This window comes from Labrys sp. Lb11 (assembly GCF_057554225.1).
The window spans coordinates 18,880-38,224 of sequence record NZ_BAAJOT010000008.1 but is presented as its reverse complement, the minus strand read 5'-3'; the positions used below and the strand labels follow the sequence as shown (position 1 = coordinate 38,224).

Here is a 19,345-nt window from a genome sequence, read left to right as displayed (position 1 = left end):
CGCCGGCGGAGAGCCCCCGATACCCGGCGGATGCGAAGCCCCGGCGGTGCTTCCGCCGTCATTCGAGCGCTGGCTCCGCGGCTGGCGCAGGCTCGGGCCGCTCCCCGCCGCCGACCAGACGCATGACGAAGACGAAGAAGGCCGGCACGAAGAAGACCGCCAGGACCGTGGCCGAGATCATGCCGCCGAGCACGCCGGTGCCGATCGCATTCTGGCTCGCGGCGCTGGCGCCGGAGGCGATGGCCAGCGGCACCACGCCGAGCGTGAAGGCGAGCGAGGTCATCAGGATCGGCCGGAACCGCAGATGCGCGGCCTCGACGGTCGCCTCCAGCAGTGGCTTGCCCTCGGCCCGCAGATCCTTGGCGAACTCGACGATCAGGATGGCGTTCTTGGCCGACAGGCCGATGATCGCGATCAGGCCGACCATGAAGTAGACGTCGTTGGGCATGGCGCGCAGCGTCACCGCCGCGACCGAGCCGATGACGCCGAGCGGGACCACCAGCATGACGGAGAGGGGGATAGACCAGCTCTCGTAGAGCGCCGCGAGCAACAGGAACACCAGCACGATGCTGAGCAGGAGCAGCATCGGGGCCTGGGAACCCGACTGGATCTCCTGCAGCGACTGGCCGGTCCATTCATAGCCGAAGCCCGGGGGGAGGTCGCGCGCCAGCCGTTCCATTTCGGCGATCGCCGCGCCCGAGGAGAAGCCGGGAGCGGCCTGCCCGGCGATGCGGACCGCGGGATAGCCGTTATAGCCGACGACCTGCGCGGGACCCTTGCTCCATTCGATGCTGGCGAAGGCGGAGAACGGCACCATGCCGCCGCGGGCGTTGCGCACGTTGAGCCGCAGCAGGTCCGCTGTCTGCATGCGCTGGCTCTCGTCGGCCTGCACTGTCACCCGCTGCATGCGCCCGGAATTCGGGAAGTCGTTGACATAGGCCGAGCCGAGATTGGCGGAGATCGTCTCGTTGATGTCGGCAAAGGCGACGCCGAAGGTGTTGGCCTTTTCGCGGTCGATGATCAGGTTGACCTGGGCCGCATCGGTCAGCCCCTCGACGCGCAGCCCGGCCAGCACCGGGCTTTCGGCGGCCGCGCGCATGATCTGGCCGCGGGCGGCGGCGAGGGCGGCCTGGCCGAGGCCGGCCCGGTCCTGCAGGCGGAAGGTGAAGCCGTTCGAATTGCCCAGGCCCTGGATCGGCGGCGGCGACAGGGCGAAGGTCATGGCGTCCTTGATCCCGGCCATCCTGGCGTTGGCGCGGGCCGCGATCGCTGCGGCGGAGTCCTCGGGGCCGCGCTCGCTCCAGTCCTTGAGCGTGACGAAGGCGAGGGCCGCGTTCTGGCCGGCGCCGGCGAAGCTGTAGCCGGCGATGCCGACGACGCGCTCCACGGCCGGCTCCGCCTTGAAGATGGCCTCGATCTGCTTGATCACCTCGAGCGTGCGGTTGGCGCTCGCTTCGGGCGGGGCCTGGACGTCGACCAAGAGGTAGCCCTGGTCTTCATTCGGCAGGAAGGCCGACGGCAGGCGCATATAGGCCCAGCCGAGCCCGGCGAGCAGCGCGAGGTAGACGATCATGAAGCGCCCGGCGCGCCGGACAATGGCGCCGACGATGCCGCTGTAGCCGCGCGACGCCCGGTCGAAATGGCGGTTGAACCAGCCGAAGAACCCCCTCTTCTCGTGATGGCCGTGCGCCACCGGCTTGAGGAAGCTGGCGCACAGCGCCGGCGTCAGCGACAGGGCCAGGAAGCCGGAGAACAGGATCGAGACGACCATGGTCAGGCTGAACTGCTGGTAGATGATGCCGACCGCGCCGGGGAAGAAGGCCATCGGCACGAACACCGCCGTCAGCACCAGGGTGATGCCGACGATGGCGCCGGAGATCTGCCCCATCGCCTTGCGCGTCGCCTCCTTCGGCGGCAGGCCTTCCACCGCCATGATCCGCTCGACGTTCTCGACCACGACGATGGCGTCGTCGACCAGGATGCCGATCGCCAGCACCATGGCGAACATGGTGAGGACGTTGATGGAGAAGCCGGCAGCGAACATGGCCGCGCAGGTGCCGAGCAGGGCCACCGGCACCACCAGCGTCGGAATGATGGTGTAGCGGAAGTTCTGCAGGAACAGGAACATCACCACGAAGACCAGGGCCATGGCCTCGGCCAGCGTGTGCAGCACCTTCTCGATCGAGACCTCGACGAAGGGCGAGGTGTCGTATGGGATCTCGTAATGCAGGCCCGCCGGGAAGAAGCGGGCGAGCTCCTTCATCTTCGCCTGCACGGCCCGCGACGTTGCCAGCGCATTGCCGGTCGGCGACAGCTGGACGCCGATGGCGGCGCTGGGCTGCCCGTTCAGGCGGGTGGAGAAATTGTAGGATTCGCCGCCCACCTCGATGCGGGCGACGTCGCTCAGGCGCACCGAGGAGCCATCGGGATTCGCTCGCAGCACGATCGCGCCGAACTGGTCCGGCGACGTGAGCTGGCCCCTGACCAGGACGCTCGCCGAGATCTGCTGGGTGAGCGGGTTGGGCAGGGCGCCGATGCTGCCGGCCGCCACCTGGGCGTTCTGGGCGCGCACCGCGGCGATGATGTCGGCCGAGGTCAGGCCGAGGCCCAGCATCTTCTCCGGATCCATCCAGATGCGCATGGAGCGCTGGGTGGCGAAGAGCTGGGCGCTGCCGACGCCGTCCACCCGGCGGATCTCGCCGAGAACGTTGCGGCTGAGATAGTCGCCGAGCCCGACCGCATCGACCGAGCCGTCGGTCGAGGTCAGGGTGACCAGCATCAGGAAGCCGGTGCCGGCCCGCTCGACGCGCATGCCCTGCTGCACGACCGATTGCGGCAGCCGCGGCTCGACGCGCCGGATCCGGTTCTGGACCTCGACCTGGGCCTCGCCGATGGCGGTGCCGGGCGCGAAGGTCACGGTCAGGGCGATGCGGCCGTTCGCCTCGGACGTCGATTCGAAATAGAGCAGGCCGGGAATACCGTTCAGCTCCTCCTCGATCGGTCGGGTGACGCTCTGGTAGATGTCCTCCGGCGAGGCGCCGGGATAGTTGGTGCTCACCGAGATCTGGGGAGGCGCCACGTTGGGATATTGCGCCACCGGCAGGAGCGGGATGGTGATCACGCCGGCCAGCATGATGAGGATGGCGACGACCCATGCGAAGATGGGCCGGTCGATGAAGAAGCTCGGCATGGCGATCAGCCCTGTGTCCGCGCCGCTGCCGGGGCGGCCTTGGCCTCTCCCGCCTCGCGCTGCCACGGCTTGGCGGTGAGCTGCGCTCCCGGGCGGATCTTCTGGAAACCCTCGACGACGACCTGCTCGCCGGCCTTCACGCCGTCCTCGACCACCACGCGCTGGCCGACGGTGCGCCCGATCCTCACCGGGCGAAGCTCGGCCGTGCCGTCCGCCTTCACGAGGTAGAGCTGTGCCTGGCCGCCGCCGTCGCGCTGGACGGCCTGCTGCGGCACGGCGATGACGTTGTCCTGGATGCCCTGCTCGATGACGACGCGGACATACATTCCCGGCAGCAGGTCGCCGTCCGGGTTGGGGAACTCGCCGCGCAGCGTCACCTGGCCGGTGGTCGCGTCCACGGTGGCCTCGGAGAACAGCAACCGGCCCGGCTGCCGGTACTCGCCGCCGTCGTCGAACAGCAGCCGGACATTGGCCGCCCCCGATTCCGATCCCGTCATCGCTCCGAGCTTGAGGGCGCGACGCAGGGCGAGCAGCTCTCCCGCCGACTGGGTGAAATCGGCGTAGACCGGATCGAGCTGCTGGATGGTGGCGAGATTGTCCGAGGCGCCGTTGCCGACCAGCGCGCCCTCGGTGATCAGGGCGCGGCCGATGCGGCCGGTGATCGGTGCCCTGACCTCGGAATATTGCAGGTCGAGCCGGGCCGAGGCGAGGCCGGCCTCCGCCACCGCGACGTCGGCATCGGCCTGGGACAGGGCGGCGGTCGCGCTCTCCAGCTGCTGGGTGCTGGCGACGTTGCGCTGGCGCAGCTCCACCATCCGGTCGGCCTGCTGGCGGGCCTGGAGACGGGCTGCTTCCGCCCGCTTCAGCGTGGCCTCGGCGCTCTCCACGCGCACCCGGAACGGCGCCGGGTCGATGCGGTAGAGCACGTCGCCCTCCTTGACGACGGTGCCCTGCTGGAACACGCGCTCGACCACGATGCCCGAGACGCGCGGGCGGACCTCGGCGATCCGGGTCGGGGCGATCCGCCCCGGCAGGTTGTTGGTGACGGGCAGCGTCTCGGCCCGGGCGACGACGGTGGCGACCTCTGCCGGAGGGTGCGGCTTGGATGCGCCGTCCGAGGCCTTGGTGTCATCGGTGCAGGCGCTGGCCAGCACCAGCAGGCTGAAGGCGGCACAGCGGCCGAGCCGGGAGAATTCGACGGTCATGGGGCATTCCGGGGCGAAGCTTCGTCGGGCAAGGGCGGTGCCGGCGCGGGGAGCGGCTCAAGGGGAGCGGCCGCCTGCGGCGTCGGATCCTGGGTGACGGCCCAGCCGATCTCGGCGATCAGCCGTTCGCGCTCGGGCTCCGACCAGGGATGCAGGCCGAACCACTCCATCAGCATCAGGCCCTCGACGGCGAGGAAGGCCAGCATGGCGCCGCGCGGGTGGTCGGAGGTGCGGGCGATCTCGGCGATGTGCTCGCGATAGGCGGTCCGGATCGGTTCGCGCAGTTCCGCGTCCTGGGCCAGCGCGGCGCACAGGCTGATGGCGATGGCCCGGTCCTCGTCCGAGACGGAACGGGCGGCGGCTGCCATTCGGCCGCGGATCGGCGCATCGGCGACCGGACCCTGGGCGTCGATGAACCGCCGGATGCGCGCATTCTCGGCCGCGACGCGGCGTTCGATCACGGCTTTGATCAGCGCCTGCTTGGTCTTGTAGTCGTAGAGGACGCTGGCCTTGCTGATCCCGGCCTCGGCCGCGACGGCCTCGAGCGTCAGGCGCACGGCACCATCCCGGCTCACCACTCTCTGCGCGGCATCCAGGACGGCCTCGCGATCGATGCTTCTATGGCGGCCCACGACATGTCACCTATTTATTTCCAACCGGATGGATATAAATTGAGGCAAGCCTTGTCAAGCCGGCGGCCGGGCGGCCGGGCAGGGAGGGTCTGTCCGGCGGTCGAGGGGCGGGACGGGGCGGTCGGCCGCAGCACGGCGCGGCCGCCTCGACGCCGCCCCCGCCTCTTGACTTCCCGCGGCCCTTGCCACATTGCTCCGGCCATGACGGCTTTCGCGATCCTGTCCGGGATTATTTGCAGCTAGCGACAACGCTGGCTGGCGCCGTCATTCGCCCAATCCGGAGAGCGAGACGCCCCTGGCCAGCCGAGGCGGGGAACACACATGGCTTTGCGGCTCTACGATACGCTGACGCGGCAGAAGGTCGACTTCGTTCCGGCCGATCCGCAGCATGTGCGCATGTATGTCTGCGGCCCCACGGTCTACGACTTCGCCCATATCGGCAATGCCCGGCCGGTCATCGTCTTCGACATGCTGTTCCGCCTGCTGCGTCACTTCTACGGCGAGGCGCATGTCACCTATGCCCGTAACGTCACCGACGTCGACGACAAGATCAACGCCCGCGCCTATGAGAGCGGCGTCTCCATCCGCGAATTGACGGACGGCACGCTGCGCCAGTTCCATGCCGATATCGCCGCGCTCGGCTGCCTCAGGCCGACCGAGGAGCCGCGCGCCACCGACCATATCGAGGCGATGAAGGCGATGATCGAGCGGCTGGTGGCGCGCGGGGCCGCCTATGTCGCCGAGGAGCACGTCCTGTTCTCGGTGAACGCCATGGCGAGCCTGCCGGGCGTACCGCGCTACGGCGCGTTGGCCAGGCGCTCGCTCGACGAGATGCTGGCCGGCGCGCGCGTCGACGTCGCCCCCTACAAGCGCGACCCCATGGATTTCGTGCTGTGGAAGCCGTCTTCCGGCGAGCAGCCGGGCTGGCCGAGCCCCTGCGGCATCGCCACGGCCGGCCGGCCCGGCTGGCACATCGAATGCTCCGCCATGGCCACGGCCAAGCTGCTGGAGCCGTTCGGCGGCGGCCTCGCCTGCGACGACCCGGCCAGGAACATCTTCGACATCCACGGCGGCGGCATCGACCTCGTCTTCCCGCACCACGAGAACGAGATCGCCCAGAGCTGCTGCGCTTTCGGCACGCCGCGCATGGCCAATGTCTGGATGCACAACGGCTTCCTGCAGGTCGAGGGACAGAAGATGTCCAAGAGCCTGGGCAATTTCGTCACCATCAACGCCCTGCTGGCCAGCGACATGTTCGGCGGCCGGTCCTGGCACGGCGACGTGCTGCGCCTGGCCATGCTGCGTACGCATTACCGCCAGCCGATCGACTGGACGGCGAAGGCGCTGGAGGAGGCCGAGCACGCGCTCGACGACTGGTATGACGGCGCCGAAGCGGAGGGGCCGCCCGATGCCGGCGTGGTCGAGGCGCTGGCCGACGACCTCAACACGCCGCTCGCCATCGCCCGGCTGCACGGGCTCACCGATGCGCGGGCCCGCGCCGCGACGCTGAAGCTGCTCGGCTTCTCGCTCGACCGCGCCGCCGTCGCCAACCTGTCGAGCGCGGCGGCGGCCATCGATCCGGCCGCGGTCGAGGCCATGATCGCCGCCCGCAAGGCTGCCCGGGCCGACCGCAACTGGGCCGAGTCCGACCGGCTGCGCGACGAGCTCCTGGCCATGGGCGTGGTGGTGAAGGACAGCAAGGACGGCACGACCTGGGAGATCAAGCGCTGATGGCACGGACCTCCCAGGCCGCACTCCGCCCCTTCCTGCCGGCCGACGCGCCGATCCTGGCCGCGATCTTCCGCGCGGCCATCGAGGATCTGACCGGCGAAGACTATGACGAGGACCAGCAGACCGCCTGGGCCGCGTCGGCCGACGACGAGGCGGCCTTCGGCGCCCGGCTCGCCGGCGCGCTGACCCTGGTCGCCACCGTCGCCGGCGCGCCGGTCGGCTTCGCCTCGCTACAAGGCCCCGATCACATCGACATGCTCTACGTCCATCCCGGCGTCGCCGGGCAGGGCGTGGCCGCGCTGCTGATGGATGCGCTGGAGAAGCTGGCGGCGGCGCGTGGCGCCGCCAAGCTCGACGTCGACGCCAGCGACACGGCGCGAGACTTCTTCGCCCGGCGCGGCTTCGAGGCCCGCCACCGCCAGACGGTGATGCGCAACGGCGAGTGGCTCGGCAACACCCGCATGGAAAAGCGCCTCTGAGCCCCCGATGACCCGCTCTCGCCTCCATCTCTACGACACGACGCTGCGCGACGGCGCGCAGACCACCGGCGTCGACTTCTCGCTGGCCGACAAGCTCGCCATCGCCCGGATGCTCGACGAGCTCGGCATCGACTATATCGAGGGCGGCTATCCCGGCGCCAACCCGCTCGACTCGCAGTTCTTCTCGCAGGACCACGGGCTGCGCGCGACCTTCGCCGCCTTCGGCATGACCAAGCGCTCCGGGCGCTCGGCCGCGAACGACCCGGGCGTCGCCGCCCTGCTCGACGCCCGGGCCGGGGCGATCTGCTATGTCGCCAAGGCCTGGGACCACCAGGTGAAGCTGGCGCTCGGCATCAGCCTGGACGAAAATCTCGAAGGCATCCGCGACAGCATCGCACTGGCCCGCGCCCAGGATCGCGAGGTGTTGCTCGACTGCGAGCATTTCTTCGACGGCTTCAAGGCCAATCCCGCCTATGCGCTGGATTGCGCCCGTGCCGCCCATGCGGCCGGCGCGCGCTGGGTGGTGCTGTGCGACACCAATGGCGGCACCCTGCCGGACGAGGTCGAGCGCATCGTCGCCGAGGTCGCGGCGGTGGTGCCGGGCGAGCATCTCGGCATCCACGCCCACAATGACACCGAGCATGCCGTCGCCAATTCGCTCGCGGCCGTGCGCGCCGGGGCGCGCCAGATCCAGGGCACGCTCAACGGCCTGGGCGAGCGCTGCGGCAACGCCAACCTGACCTCGCTGATCCCGACGCTGCTGCTCAAGCCCGCCTATGCCGACCGTTTCGAGATCGGTGTGACGCGGGAGAAGCTGGCGACGCTCACCCGCGTCTCGCGCAAGCTCGATGAACTGCTCAACCGCACGCCCGACCATCACGCGCCCTATGTCGGCTCCTCCGCCTTCGCCACCAAGGCCGGCATCCACGCCTCGGCCGTGGTCAAGGACCCCGCTACCTACGAGCATGTACCGCCCGAGAGCGTCGGCAACCGGCGCAAGGTGCTGGTGTCGGACCAGGCCGGCCGCTCCAATATGCTGGCCGAACTCGCCCGGCTCGGCATCGCCGTCGACAAGGACCATCCCAAGCTCGGGCGGCTGCTGCGCGACCTCAAGGAGAAGGAAGCGGAGGGCTACGCCTATGAGGGCGCCGACGCCTCGTTCTACCTCCTGGCCCAGCGCGTGCTCGGCCATGTGCCGGAGTTCTTCTTCGTCGAGAGCTTTTCGGTCAATGTCGAGCGGCGCTGGAACGACAAGGGCGAACTCGGCAGCTTCTCCGACGCCATCGTCAAGCTGCGGGTCGGCGACGAGAAGCTGATCTCGGCGGCCGAGGGCAACGGCCCGGTCAATGCCCTCGACACGGCGCTGCGCAAGGATCTGGGCAAGTACCAGTCCTTTATCGAGGACCTGAAGCTGGTCGACTACAAGGTCCGCATCTTCCAGGGCGGCACGGACGCGGTGACGCGCGTGCTGATCGAGTTCCAGGACGCGGCCGGCGAGCGCTGGATCACGGTCGGGGTCTCCGCCAACATCATCGACGCCAGCTTCCAGGCCCTGACCGATTCGATGACCTACAAGCTGCTGAAGAGCGGCGCGCCCGTCTAAAGCGTTTTGCGATTTGACGGAATCGCGTCAAGTCGTAAAGACGCGTCGAAACAAGGAGTTGGAGCAAAGCGCGTTTCCACCGAAACGCGCTTTGCTCTAAGCAGGTCCTCCCGAACCTGCTTAAAGCACGCCTGGCGACACGCTCATCGCCATGTCCGACGGCTCCACGGTGCCGAGCGCCGCCTGGATCAGCGGCACCACATCCTCTGCCCGGTCCGCGACGAGGTAGTCGACCTTGCGCTCGCGCGGGATGAAGCCCTCCTCGCGCATATGGTCGAGCAGGGCGACGAGCCTGGTCCAGAAGCCGTCGATGTTGACGAGCACGATCGGTTTGCGATGCTGGCCGAGCTGGGCCCAGGTCAACTGCTCGACCAGTTCCTCCAGCGTGCCCACGCCGCCGGGCAGGGCGACGAAGGCGTCGGCGCGCTCGAACATCAGGCGCTTGCGCTCATGCATGTCGGCGGTGACGATCAGTTCTTCCACCGCGGTCAGCATGCGCTCGCGCCGCTGCAGGAAGGTCGGGATGATGCCGGTGACGGTGCCGCCATGCTCGATGACCGAGCGGGCCGTCGCGCCCATCAGGCCGACATCGCCGCCGCCATAGACGAGGCGGACATGGGCTGCCGCCATGTCCGCGCCGACGCGCCGAGCGGCCTCGAGATAGGAGGGACGGAGGCCGGCGCTGGAGCCGCAATAGACGCAGATCGAGGAGAGTTTTGTCATGGTGTGGTTTTCGCATCGCAGCATCGATGCGGTCAAGCGAGAGGGGGCCGGGAGTGGAATCGAACTATTCAACGGTTTTGTGAAGCTTCGTCGCGAAAACGCTTCAAAACAGCGCATAATTCAGTATTGCTGTCAGGCATGACACTTGCGGCCCCGCGTGGGCGGGTCGCTGCGTATGGAGACGGGTATGGCCGGCCTCGGTTGGATGGGCATAGCGGGGATCGGCGCGGCCGCCGCGACTGCTGCGGTCGCGGGCTGGGTCGTGACGACACACGATCAGGCGCCGGTTCCGGCTGCTCCGGTGGCGGTGGTGGCGCCGGCCGAGACGTCCGCGCCCAAGCCGAAGGAACCGACGGCGGCGCCAGCCTCCGCCGCGCCGCAGCCCGCCAAGCCCGCGCCGGCCCCGATGCAGCAGGCGGCCGTCGAGCCGCCGCCGGTCAAGCCGCAGAGTCAGGCCCAGGGCGAGCCGGCGCAGAGCCCGGCCGCCGCCGCCAAGCCCACGCCGACCGCGGCCGACCTGCCGCCCGCGCCGGTCAAGCTGCCGACCTTCGACATCGTCCGGGTCGAGCCCTCGGGCGACACGGTGGTGGCCGGGCAGGGGGTTCCGGGCGCGACCGTCGAGCTGCTGCGCGATGGGACGCCTTTTGCCCGCGCCGTGGCCGATGTCGGCGGCCAATGGGCGATCGTGCCGAAGCCTCTGCCCAAGGGGGCAGCCGAGCTGGCGCTGCGAATCACCACGCCGGACGGGCGCGTCGCCCTGTCGCAGCAGGTGGTGACCGTCCGCGTGCCGGAGCAGCCGGGCGACCAGGTCGTGGTCGTGCTCAACGATCCCGATGCTCCCGCCAAGGTGCTGAACGACGGCACCCAGAAGCCGGCCCAACCCAAGCAGGCGGCGCAGCAGGTGGCGCAGACCCCCGCTCAGCCGACGCTCGCTCCGGCCGGGACCGCTGCACCGGCCGAGCCCGGACAGGCCGCCCCGCCCGCCGCCGAAGCGGCCAAGCCGGCCCGCGCCAATGTCGAGATCAAGACCGTGGAGGCCGACGAAGCCGGCCGCTTCTTCGTCACCGGCTCGGCCGCGCCGGGCGCCGACATCCGCATCTATATCAACGAGACGCCGCTCGCCGGCGTCAAGGCGGCGGCCGACGGCAGCTTCGGCATGACGATCGAGAAGGGCATGACGCCCGGCAGCTACCGCGTGCGCGTCGACGATGTCGAGGCGGCGAGCGGCAAGGTGCTGACGCGGGCCGAGGTGCCGTTCACCATGGACGCCGTGGTCAAGCCGGCGGCGCCGCCGGCGGTGGTGACGGCGCAGGGCGAGGCCGCCCCCAAGCCTGCCACCCGCGATATCGCCGCCCCGGCGCCCGGGGCGACCGTCCGGCCCGTCGAGACGGCCAAGGTCGAAGCCGCATCGAAGCCCGCCGCGGCCTCGGAGAAACCCGCCCCGGCTCCAGCCGCCCCGTCACCCGTCAGTGTTGCCGAGGCGCCGGCGCAGACATCCGTGGCAGTGGTGCCGGAAATCAAGACCGTGACCGTGGCGCGCGGCGACAATCTCTGGCGCATCTCGCGCAAGTCCTATGGCCACGGCATGCGCTACACGTGGATCTACGACGCCAACACCAGCCAGATCCGCGACCCGCACTGGATCTATCCCGGCCAGATCTTCGTGATGCCGGACAAGAAGGAACAGGCGGCGCAGTAGCCGCCGCCGGACAGGCTTCGGGGGGCGGGCGTCCGGCCGGCTTGCGGCCGGCCGTTGCGCGCCTTACCTGTGTTCCAGGCTGCGCACGCCGGAGCGCGCGGCCATGTCCCGCAACCGAAGCCTCTCCCATGCCCCCTGATCCAGTTTCGACCGATGCGGCGAGGGCGAAGCCCGTCAACGCCGATCAGGGGTTCATGCACACCATGGCGGCGCTCTGGCCCTATATGTGGCCGAGGGACCGGGCGGACCTGCGCCGGCGCGTGATCTTCGCCTTCGTGCTGCTGGTCGTGTCGAAGGTGGTCACGCTGATCGTGCCCTACACCTTCAAATGGGCGACCGACGGCCTGGCCGCGCTCGGCGGCAACAGGCCGCTCAGCGGCTCGGCGATCGCGGTGGCCATGGCGTCGATGCCGCTGGTGATGATCGCGGCCTATGGCGTCTCGCGTCTGCTGATGACGGCGATCTCCCAGTGGAAGGACGGCCTGTTCGCGGCCGTGTTCATGCACGCGGTGCGCCGGCTCGCCATCGAGACCTTCCAGCACATCCACGGCCTCAGCCTGCGCTATCACCTCGAGCGCAAGACCGGCGGCCTGTCGCGCGTCATCGACCGCGGCCGCAGCGGCATCGAGACCATCGTGCGCTTCGCCACGATCAACATCCTGCCGACCATCGTGGAACTGGTGCTGTCGGCGCTCGTGCTGATCCTGCAGTTCGACTGGCGTTATGCCATGATCGTCCTGGTGACGACGGCGCTCTATGTCTGGTTCACCGTCAAGGCCACCGAATGGCGCATCTCCATTCGCCGCGAGATGAACGACAGCGACACCGACGCCAACCAGAAGGCGATCGACAGCCTGCTCAACTACGAGACGGTCAAGTATTTCGGCAATGAGGACCGCGAGCTCGCCCGCTACGACCGCGCCCTGGCCGGCTATGAGCGCGCCGGCATCCGCACCTACATCACCCTGACCTGGCTCAATATCGGCCAGGGCGTGATCTTCGTCGGCGGCATGACCGTGTCGATGCTGCTGGCCGGCTACGGCGTCGCGCATGGCACCAACACGGTCGGCGACATCGCCCTGCTCAACACCATGTGGCTGATGCTGGCCACGCCGCTGAACTTCCTCGGCTTCGCCTATCGCGAGATCAAGCAGGGCATCACCGACATCGAGACCATGTTCGAGCTGCTGCACCGGGAAGCCGAGATCAAGGACTCGCCCGGGGCGGCGCCGCTCGCCGTGACGCAGGGGCGCGTCACCTTCGAGAATGTCACCTTCAGCTACGAGCCGCACCGACCGATCCTGCGCGGCCTCAGCTTCGACGTGCCGGCCGGACGAACGGTCGCCCTGGTCGGCCCGTCCGGCGCCGGCAAGTCGACGGTCTCGCGCCTGCTCTACCGCTTCTACGACGTCCAGGGCGGCCGCGTGCTGATCGACGGCCAGGACGTCCGCAACGTCACGCAGAAATCGCTGCGCGCCGCCATCGGCATGGTGCCGCAGGACACGGTGCTGTTCAACGACACCATCCGCTACAACATCCGCTACGGCCGCTGGGACGCGACCGACGCGGAGGTCGAGGAGGCGGCGGGCCTTGCCCAGATCGACGGTTTCATCCGCCTGATGCCCAAGGGCTACGACACCGAGGTCGGCGAGCGCGGCCTCAAGCTCTCGGGCGGCGAGAAGCAGCGCGTCGCCATCGCCCGCACCATCCTCAAGGCGCCGCCGATTCTGGTGCTGGACGAGGCCACCTCGGCGCTCGACAGCTACACCGAGATGGAGATCCAGGGGGCCCTGGAGCGCGTGTCGAAGGGACGGACCACGCTGGTCATCGCCCATCGGCTCTCGACGGTGGTCGACGCCGACGAGATCCTGGTCATCGACAGGGGCGCGGTCGCCGAGCGCGGCACCCATCAGGAGCTGCTCGAGCGCGGCGGCATCTATGCCGGCATGTGGAATCGGCAGCGCGAGGCCGAGCAGGCGCGCGAGACGCTCAAGCGCTCCGAAGAGGAGGCGAGCTTGCGTCAGGCCCTGACGGTGGAATGATGTCCGGCCGGCCCCGTCGAATCGACCGGGCCGGATGTCCGTCTCGTCTGCCGCGGAGCCTGCCATGACCACTCGCCGTACCGTGATCACCGGCGCTGCCGCCGCCGCGAGCCTCCTGGCGGCGCCGGCCGTGGCGCAGGGACTGGCCGAATGGCGCATGGTCACGGCCTGGCCGAGGGACCTGCCGGGCGCCGGGGTCGGGGCGCAGCGCCTGGCCGACCGCATCGGCACGCTCACCGACGGCAAGCTGCGTGTCCGCCTGTTTCCGGTCGGCGAGATCGTCCCCGGCCAGGAGAACATGGAGGCGGTGGTCTCCGGCACGGTGGAGATGGCGCATGACATGGCCTCCTACCATACCGCCCGTTCGCCCGCCTTCGCCTTCTTCTCCGCCGTGCCGTTCGGTCTCACCGCCAGCGAGTACAATGCCTGGATCTACCAGGGCGGCGGCCAGGCCCTGTGGGACGAATTGTCCGGGCGCTACGGCGTGCGCTCCTTCCTTGCCGGCAACACCGGCGCGCAGCTCGGCGGCTGGTTCGTCCGCGAGATCGCGGGCGTCGCCGACCTCAAGGGCCTGCGCTTCCGCATCCCGGGCCTCGCCGGACAGGCGCTGGCCAGGCTCGGCGTGACCCAGCTCCTGATGCCCGGCGGCGAGATCGTCGCCCGGTTGCGGGCCGGCGAGCTCGACGCCGCCGAGTTCATGGGACCGGTCAATGATGCCCCGTTCGGTTTCCAGGAAGTGGCGAAGGTCTGCTACTGGCCGGGCTTCCAGGACCCGAGCAGCGCCTTCGAGCTCCAGGTCAACCGGCAGAAGTTCGATGCCCTGCCGAAATCGCAGCAGGCGGCGATCGAGGCGGCCTGCGCCGAGGAGAACATGCTCTCCCTCGCCGACTACAATGCCCGCACGCCCGCGGTCCTGGCCGATCTGATCGCCCAGGGCGTGCAGTTCCGCCAGTTCCCGGCCGAGTTGTTCCAGGCCTTCGGCCAGGCGGTGGGAGAGGTGATGGCCGATATTCTCGACAGCGACGACGACCTGGTGAAGCGTATCGCTGCGTCCTATTTCGGCTTCCGCGACCGGACGCTGCTGTGGACCCGCATCGGCGACCAGGGTTTCGCCAACATGCGAATGCTGCCCTACGACTATCCCAAGGGCGCGTAGGCTCTGGAACATCGCTGCATCTGCGGCGTTGCAATCCGAGGGATCCCGGTTAGCAGGCTCCGTTGCGTGCCGGGCAGGATGCTGCCCGATGCCCGCGCCCATGGAGCCGGCGGGCCGGCGATCCCGCATACACCCTCCGGCGTGGCCGGCGGGGAATCGAGGGAGGTACCGGCATGCAGCATCCACGGTCCCACGAAGAGCGCATCCGTCTCAAAGCCTATGAGATCTGGCTGAACGAGGGAAAGCCCGAAGGCCGGGAGCAGCGGCATTGGGCGATGGCTCGCGAGGCAATCGGTTATGAGGATGCCCGCATCTCGACGTTGAACCCGGAGCTCCCGAGCCCCGAACCGGCAGAATCAGGAACGAAGGCCGGCAAGAAGGCCTCCTGAGCCTCGCTTCCCGATCGGAACAGGCGCCACCAGCCCAGGTCGAACTCGGGCCGGGAGCGCGGATTTGCGCGCGCATGGCGTCTTGGGCGGCTCGTCGGCCTCCCCGCGGCCTGTCCGTGGCGGCGCCCTATTCGCTGCCGCCGGGGCGGGCCTGAGCCGCTTGCCCTATCGGCCGCCGGAGACGCGCAGGGTCGCGCCGGTGATGTAGGAGGCGGCGTCAGAGAGCAGGAACAGCACGGCCTCGGCGATCTCGTCGGGCCGGCCGATGCGCTGCATCGGGATCGAGGGCCGGATGCGCTCGACCCGGGCGCCGTCGCCGGTGTCGCGCTCGTGGATGTCGGTGGCGATCATCCCCGGCTGGACGCTGTTGACCCGCACGCCTTCCAGGGCCAGCTCCTTCGACAGGCCCGAGGTCAGCCCCTCGATCGCCGCCTTGGAGGCGGCGTACCAGACATATTCGCCGGGGCTGCCGAGCGTGGCCGCGGCAGAGGAGATGTTGACGATCGTCCCGCCCGGCCCGCCATGGCGCGTCGAGAGCCGCTTCACCGCCTCGCGGGCGACCAGGATGGCGCCGACGACGTTGACGTCGATGGTCGAGCGGATCACTGCCGTCGGGGCGGCGTCGAGGCGGGAGGAGCGGCCGGTGACGCCGGCATTGTTGACCAGGTGCGACAGGCGTCCGAAGCCGTCGACCGCGGCGAACAGCGCCAGGATGTCCTCCTCGCGTCCCATGTCGCCACACACCGTCAGGACGCGCGCGCCGGCCGCCCGGGCCTCGGCCGCCACCGCCTCGGCCGCCGCCTCGTCGCTGCGATAACCGATGACGAGGTCATGGCCGCGCTGCGCCGCGAGCCGGCTGACGGCCGCGCCGATGCCGCGGCCGCCGCCGGTGACGAGGGTGAGGGGACGGTCGGTCATGGCGCGATTCCGATGAGAGGCTGGACGGAGCCGCACACTCGCGCATCGTCTGCGGGACGCAAGCGGTTTTCCGCCGGCGGCTTCAGAAAAGCAGCGTAAGCGGCACCGCTTCGCGCAGGAGCCAGGCGGTGATGCCGTCGATGTCGTCGATGTCGAGGCGTGGGATCGGGAAGGGCCCCGGTGCATCGGTGGCGATGGCGCGGATATGCGGGTCTTCCGGATGGATGAACGCCTTGTCCGTCGCCATGCGGTGGATTTCGAGCTTGGGATGGGCATCGCGCTTGAAGCCCTCGACCAGCACGAGGTCGACCGGCGCCAGCCGTTTCAGCAGCTCCGACAGCGGCGGCTCCGGCTCGCCCCGCAGTTCGCGCATCAGGGCGAAGCGATGGGCCGAGGCGATCAGGACCTCGCTGGCGCCGGCCTCGCGATGCACGAAGCTGTCCTTGCCCGGCCGGTCGATCTCGAAGGAATGGTGCGCATGCTTGACCGTCGACACGGTCAGGCCGCGCGCCACCAGGGCCGGGATCACGGCGGCGATCACTGTCGTCTTGCCGGCGCCGCTCCAGCCGGACAGCCCGATCAGGCGCATGGCGTGATCCGCGCCTTGCGAATGCGGAATTCCGCATAGCCCTCGGCCTCGACCCGGCCTTCATAGGCATCGCCGGTCTCGCGGGCCAGGTTGGGCAGGTCGATCGCCGCCATCGGGTCGGTGCATTCCACCACCAGCGTCGCGCCCGGCGCGGCCGCACCCAGCGCCTTGCGCGTCCGCAGGACGGGCAGGGGGCATTTCAGGCCGCGCAGGTCGAGGCGAATTTCACTCATGCCGGTGTCGTAGCGAGATGGCGCGGAGCGTTCAAGCGAGCTTGACGCCGCAGCCCCTTGCGCGAGCCGCGCAGCGTGGCAAACTTCGCGATGGTCGATCGTCCGCTCCCTCCTGCTCTCGGCGTCGTCCTCGCCGGCGGCCTGGCCGGCGACGTTCGGCTGAGGCTTCGAGCCCGGGTCGCATTGTCGTCGGCGCTCAGGCGGTGCTAGAAGCCGCCAACCGATCCGGAGACGCGAGCCATTCCTTCCAAGACCGATACGGGGCCGGGCGCCCTTGCCCTGCTGCGCCGCCTGATCCGGGAAGAGGGGCGCCGGCATGCCCGCGCCTATGCCTTCGCCTTCCTCTGCATGGGCGTGTCCGCGGCCACCACGGGCCTCGCCGCCTATCTGATGAAGGACGTGATCAACCAGCTCTTCATCGATCGTAACCAGGCCGCCATCTATGCGCTCGGCGGCGCGATCGTGGCGATCTACTTGGTCAAGGGCCTGGCCACGTACGGCCAGGAGACGACGATGGCGCGCATCGGCAACCGTATCATTGCCGGCGTGCAGACGCGGATGTTCGAGCATCTCCTGCGGCAGGACATGTCCTTCTTCGGCGGGACGCGCTCGACCGAGCTGATCGCCCAGAACACTTTCATCGGCGCAGCGACGCGCGCCAGCCTCAACCTCGTCATCACCTCGATCGGCCGGGACCTGATGTCCCTGATCGCGCTCACCGCAGTGATGCTCGTGCAGGATCCGCTCCTCTCCGTGGCGGCCCTGGTGATCATGCCGCCAGCGGTGCTGGGCGCGCGCTATCTGACGCGGCGGGTGCGCGGCGTCGCCAAGCGCCAATATGCCGGCACGTCCGAGATCGTCGCCACCTTGCAGGAGACGGCGCAGGGCGTGCGCGTGGTCAAGTCCTTCGGCATGGAGCAGGCGATGCGCGAGCGCATGGGCGCCGCCATCGCCCAGTTCCAGCGCGCCTCCGACAAGATCGCCGATCTCAGCGGCCGCTCCAGCCCGCTGATGGAGACCCTCGGCGGCATCGCCATCGCCGCCGTCATCGTCTACAGCGGCTGGCGGGTGATCTCCGGCGGACAGACCCCCGGCGCGTTCTTCTCCTTCCTCACGGCGCTGCTGCTGGCCTATGATCCGGCCAAGCGGCTGGCCAAGGTCAATGTCGACCTCAACGCGGTGCTGCCGGGCGTGAGGATGTACTTCGACTTCCTCGACACGCCGGCCTCCGAAGGCCCGGCCGAGGCGGCCAAGCCGCCGTTCCAAGTCTCCGGCGGGCATATCGTCTTCTCCGACGTCGAGTTCGGCTACCGCGCCGACGAGCCGGTGCTGCGCGGCCTCAGCCTGGTGGCGGAAGCCGGGCAGACGACGGCCCTGGTCGGCCAGTCCGGCGGCGGCAAGTCGACCATCGTCAACCTGATCCCGCGCTTCTACGATCCTTCGTCCGGGCAGGTGACGATCGACGGCCAGGACGTGGCGGCCGTGTCGCTGCCCTCGCTGCGCGCGACCATGGCCTATGTCGGGCAGGACGTGTTCCTGTTCGCCGGCACCATCCGCGACAACATCGCCTTCGGCCATCCCGGCGCGAGCGCGGAGGAGGTGATCGCGGCGGCCAGGGCGGCGCACGCCCACGACTTCATCTGCGACTTCGAGAAGGGCTACGACACCGAGGTCGGCGAGCGCGGCCTGCAGCTCTCGGGCGGCCAGCGCGCCCGCATCGCCATCGCCCGGGCCATGGTGCGCCACGCCCCGATCATCCTGCTCGACGAGGCGACGGCGGCGCTCGACTCGGAGTCCGAGGTGGCGGTGCAGACGGCGCTCGACGAGCTTTGCGCCGGCCGCACCACGATCGTCATCGCCCACCGCCTGCAGACCGTGCAGCGGGCCGACAAGATTTGCGTCGTCGAGGGCGGGCGCATCGTCGAGCAGGGGCGCCACGAGGAGCTCCTGGCGCAGCGGGGGCGCTACTTTCATCTCCACGCCATGCAGTTCCGCGACGATCCCGTGCACAAGGTCGCGTGAAAGGAAGCCCGATGTCCGGTGTCCTGCTTTTCGATCTCGACGGCACGCTGGTCGATGCCGATCACATCCATCACGAGGCCTGGCGCCGGATGATGGCGCCGTTCGGCGTCGAGATCAGCGCCGAGCGCTATCGCAGCGAAGTGATGGGCTTTCCGAACGACATCATCATGCGGCGCCTCGCCCCGGACATGCCCTCGGACCAGGCGCTGCGGCTGTCGGACGACAAGGAGGCGCTGTTCCGGACCCTGGCGACCGACCTGGAACCGGCGCCGGGCCTCGCCGCCTTCCTCGACTGGCTCGATGCGCGGGGGACGCGCTACGGCGTCGTCACCAACGCGCCGCGCCTCAACGCCGAGCAGGAACTGGCCGGTATCGGCATGGCGGGGCGCTTCGGCATGGTGGTGATCGGCGACGAGCTGGAGCACGCCAAGCCACATCCCTTGCCCTATCTCACCGGCCTCGGCCGGCTCGGCGGCACGGCCGCGCGCAGCATCGCCTTCGAGGATTCGCTGTCGGGCCTCAGCGCCGCCCGAGCGGCGGGCCTGGTGGTGGTGGGCCTCACCACCGGCCTTTCGGCCGAACGGCTGACCGAGGCCGGCGCCGCTCTCGCCATTCCACATTTTGCCGATGCCAGGCTGCAGGCCTTCGTCTCCGCCCGGCTCGACGGCGGGGCTGAAGCCGCGGCGGCGAGCGCCTGAGCGTCGGCCCGCCGGCTTTCCCGGCGGGTTCGGGGA

16 protein-coding genes are annotated in these 19,345 nt (G+C 69.6%); 9 read left to right on the top strand and 7 right to left on the bottom strand.

Going from position 1 to position 19,345, the window contains the following annotated elements:
* Window positions 1-58 precede the first annotated feature (58 nt).
* Genes AC27L4_RS27195 through AC27L4_RS27185 form a run of 3 tightly spaced genes read right to left on the bottom strand, consistent with a single transcriptional unit; the run spans window position 59 to window position 5,027 of the window.
* Complete coding sequence (locus AC27L4_RS27195) at window positions 59-3,190, bottom strand: multidrug efflux RND transporter permease subunit (RefSeq protein ID WP_487145729.1); 3,132 nt, start codon at window positions 3,188-3,190, stop codon at window positions 59-61.
* A gap of 5 nt (window positions 3,191-3,195) precedes the next feature.
* Window positions 3,196-4,395, bottom strand: coding sequence for an efflux RND transporter periplasmic adaptor subunit (locus tag AC27L4_RS27190; RefSeq protein WP_487145727.1), 1,200 nt, complete (start codon window positions 4,393-4,395; stop codon window positions 3,196-3,198).
* Window positions 4,392-5,027, bottom strand: a complete 636-nt coding sequence (locus tag AC27L4_RS27185) for a TetR/AcrR family transcriptional regulator (RefSeq protein ID WP_487145726.1) — start codon at window positions 5,025-5,027, stop codon at window positions 4,392-4,394. The genes AC27L4_RS27190 and AC27L4_RS27185 overlap by 4 nt, the downstream gene beginning before the upstream one ends.
* Before the next feature lie 321 nt (window positions 5,028-5,348).
* Here AC27L4_RS27185 and cysS point away from each other — a divergent pair, with 321 nt between their 5' ends.
* From cysS to cimA, 3 genes are read left to right on the top strand one after another with little or no spacing between them, the layout of a single operon-like run.
* Window positions 5,349-6,758, top strand: a complete 1,410-nt coding sequence (gene cysS, locus AC27L4_RS27180; protein WP_487145724.1) for a cysteine--tRNA ligase — start codon at window positions 5,349-5,351, stop codon at window positions 6,756-6,758.
* Window positions 6,758-7,237: a GNAT family N-acetyltransferase gene (locus AC27L4_RS27175; protein WP_487145722.1), complete on the top strand. Its 480-nt coding sequence runs from the start codon at window positions 6,758-6,760 to the stop codon at window positions 7,235-7,237. Before cysS ends, AC27L4_RS27175 begins: the two co-directional genes overlap by 1 nt.
* Window positions 7,238-7,244: 7 nt before the next feature.
* The gene (gene cimA, locus AC27L4_RS27170; RefSeq protein ID WP_487145720.1) at window positions 7,245-8,840 is read left to right on the top strand and encodes a citramalate synthase; all 1,596 of its coding nucleotides are present in this window, start codon (window positions 7,245-7,247) and stop codon (window positions 8,838-8,840) included.
* A gap of 120 nt (window positions 8,841-8,960) precedes the next feature.
* Here the strand turns inward: cimA and AC27L4_RS27165 are convergent, their stop codons facing one another.
* Entirely contained in the window at window positions 8,961-9,563 is a 603-nt protein-coding gene (locus tag AC27L4_RS27165) for an LOG family protein (RefSeq protein WP_487145718.1), read from the bottom strand.
* A gap of 187 nt (window positions 9,564-9,750) precedes the next feature.
* Between AC27L4_RS27165 and AC27L4_RS27160 the strand changes: the two genes are divergently transcribed.
* The 4 genes from AC27L4_RS27160 to AC27L4_RS27145 all read left to right on the top strand — a co-directional run bounded on the left by AC27L4_RS27160 (window position 9,751) and on the right by AC27L4_RS27145 (window position 14,849).
* Window positions 9,751-11,262, top strand: a complete 1,512-nt coding sequence (locus tag AC27L4_RS27160; protein ID WP_487145717.1) for a LysM peptidoglycan-binding domain-containing protein — start codon at window positions 9,751-9,753, stop codon at window positions 11,260-11,262.
* Window positions 11,263-11,390: 128 nt separating this feature from the next.
* A complete protein-coding gene (locus tag AC27L4_RS27155) occupies window positions 11,391-13,304 on the top strand; it encodes an ABCB family ABC transporter ATP-binding protein/permease (RefSeq protein WP_487145715.1) in 1,914 nt (637 codons plus the stop codon).
* Between the two features lie 64 nt (window positions 13,305-13,368).
* Window positions 13,369-14,460, top strand: coding sequence for a TRAP transporter substrate-binding protein (locus AC27L4_RS27150; RefSeq protein WP_487145713.1), 1,092 nt, complete (start codon window positions 13,369-13,371; stop codon window positions 14,458-14,460).
* Between the two features lie 173 nt (window positions 14,461-14,633).
* Entirely contained in the window at window positions 14,634-14,849 is a 216-nt protein-coding gene (locus tag AC27L4_RS27145) for a DUF2934 domain-containing protein (protein ID WP_487145712.1), read from the top strand.
* Window positions 14,850-15,014: 165 nt separating this feature from the next.
* Here AC27L4_RS27145 and AC27L4_RS27140 read toward each other — a convergent pair whose 3' ends face one another.
* From AC27L4_RS27140 to AC27L4_RS27130, 3 genes are all read right to left on the bottom strand, one after another.
* Window positions 15,015-15,767: an SDR family oxidoreductase gene (locus tag AC27L4_RS27140; protein ID WP_487145710.1), complete on the bottom strand. Its 753-nt coding sequence runs from the start codon at window positions 15,765-15,767 to the stop codon at window positions 15,015-15,017.
* Between the two features lie 82 nt (window positions 15,768-15,849).
* Window positions 15,850-16,356, bottom strand: coding sequence for a molybdopterin-guanine dinucleotide biosynthesis protein B (gene mobB / locus AC27L4_RS27135; protein ID WP_487145709.1), 507 nt, complete (start codon window positions 16,354-16,356; stop codon window positions 15,850-15,852).
* On the bottom strand, window positions 16,347-16,589 hold the full coding sequence (locus AC27L4_RS27130; RefSeq protein ID WP_487145707.1) for a sulfurtransferase TusA family protein: 243 nt from the start codon (window positions 16,587-16,589) through the stop codon (window positions 16,347-16,349). The genes mobB and AC27L4_RS27130 overlap by 10 nt, the downstream gene beginning before the upstream one ends.
* Before the next feature lie 240 nt (window positions 16,590-16,829).
* On the opposite strand from AC27L4_RS27130, the gene AC27L4_RS27125 reads away from it, so the two are divergent.
* Window positions 16,830-18,611, top strand: a complete 1,782-nt coding sequence (locus AC27L4_RS27125; RefSeq protein WP_487146059.1) for an ABC transporter ATP-binding protein — start codon at window positions 16,830-16,832, stop codon at window positions 18,609-18,611.
* Window positions 18,612-18,622: 11 nt separating this feature from the next.
* Entirely contained in the window at window positions 18,623-19,309 is a 687-nt protein-coding gene (locus AC27L4_RS27120; RefSeq protein ID WP_487145706.1) for an HAD family hydrolase, read from the top strand.
* Window positions 19,310-19,345 lie beyond the last annotated feature (36 nt).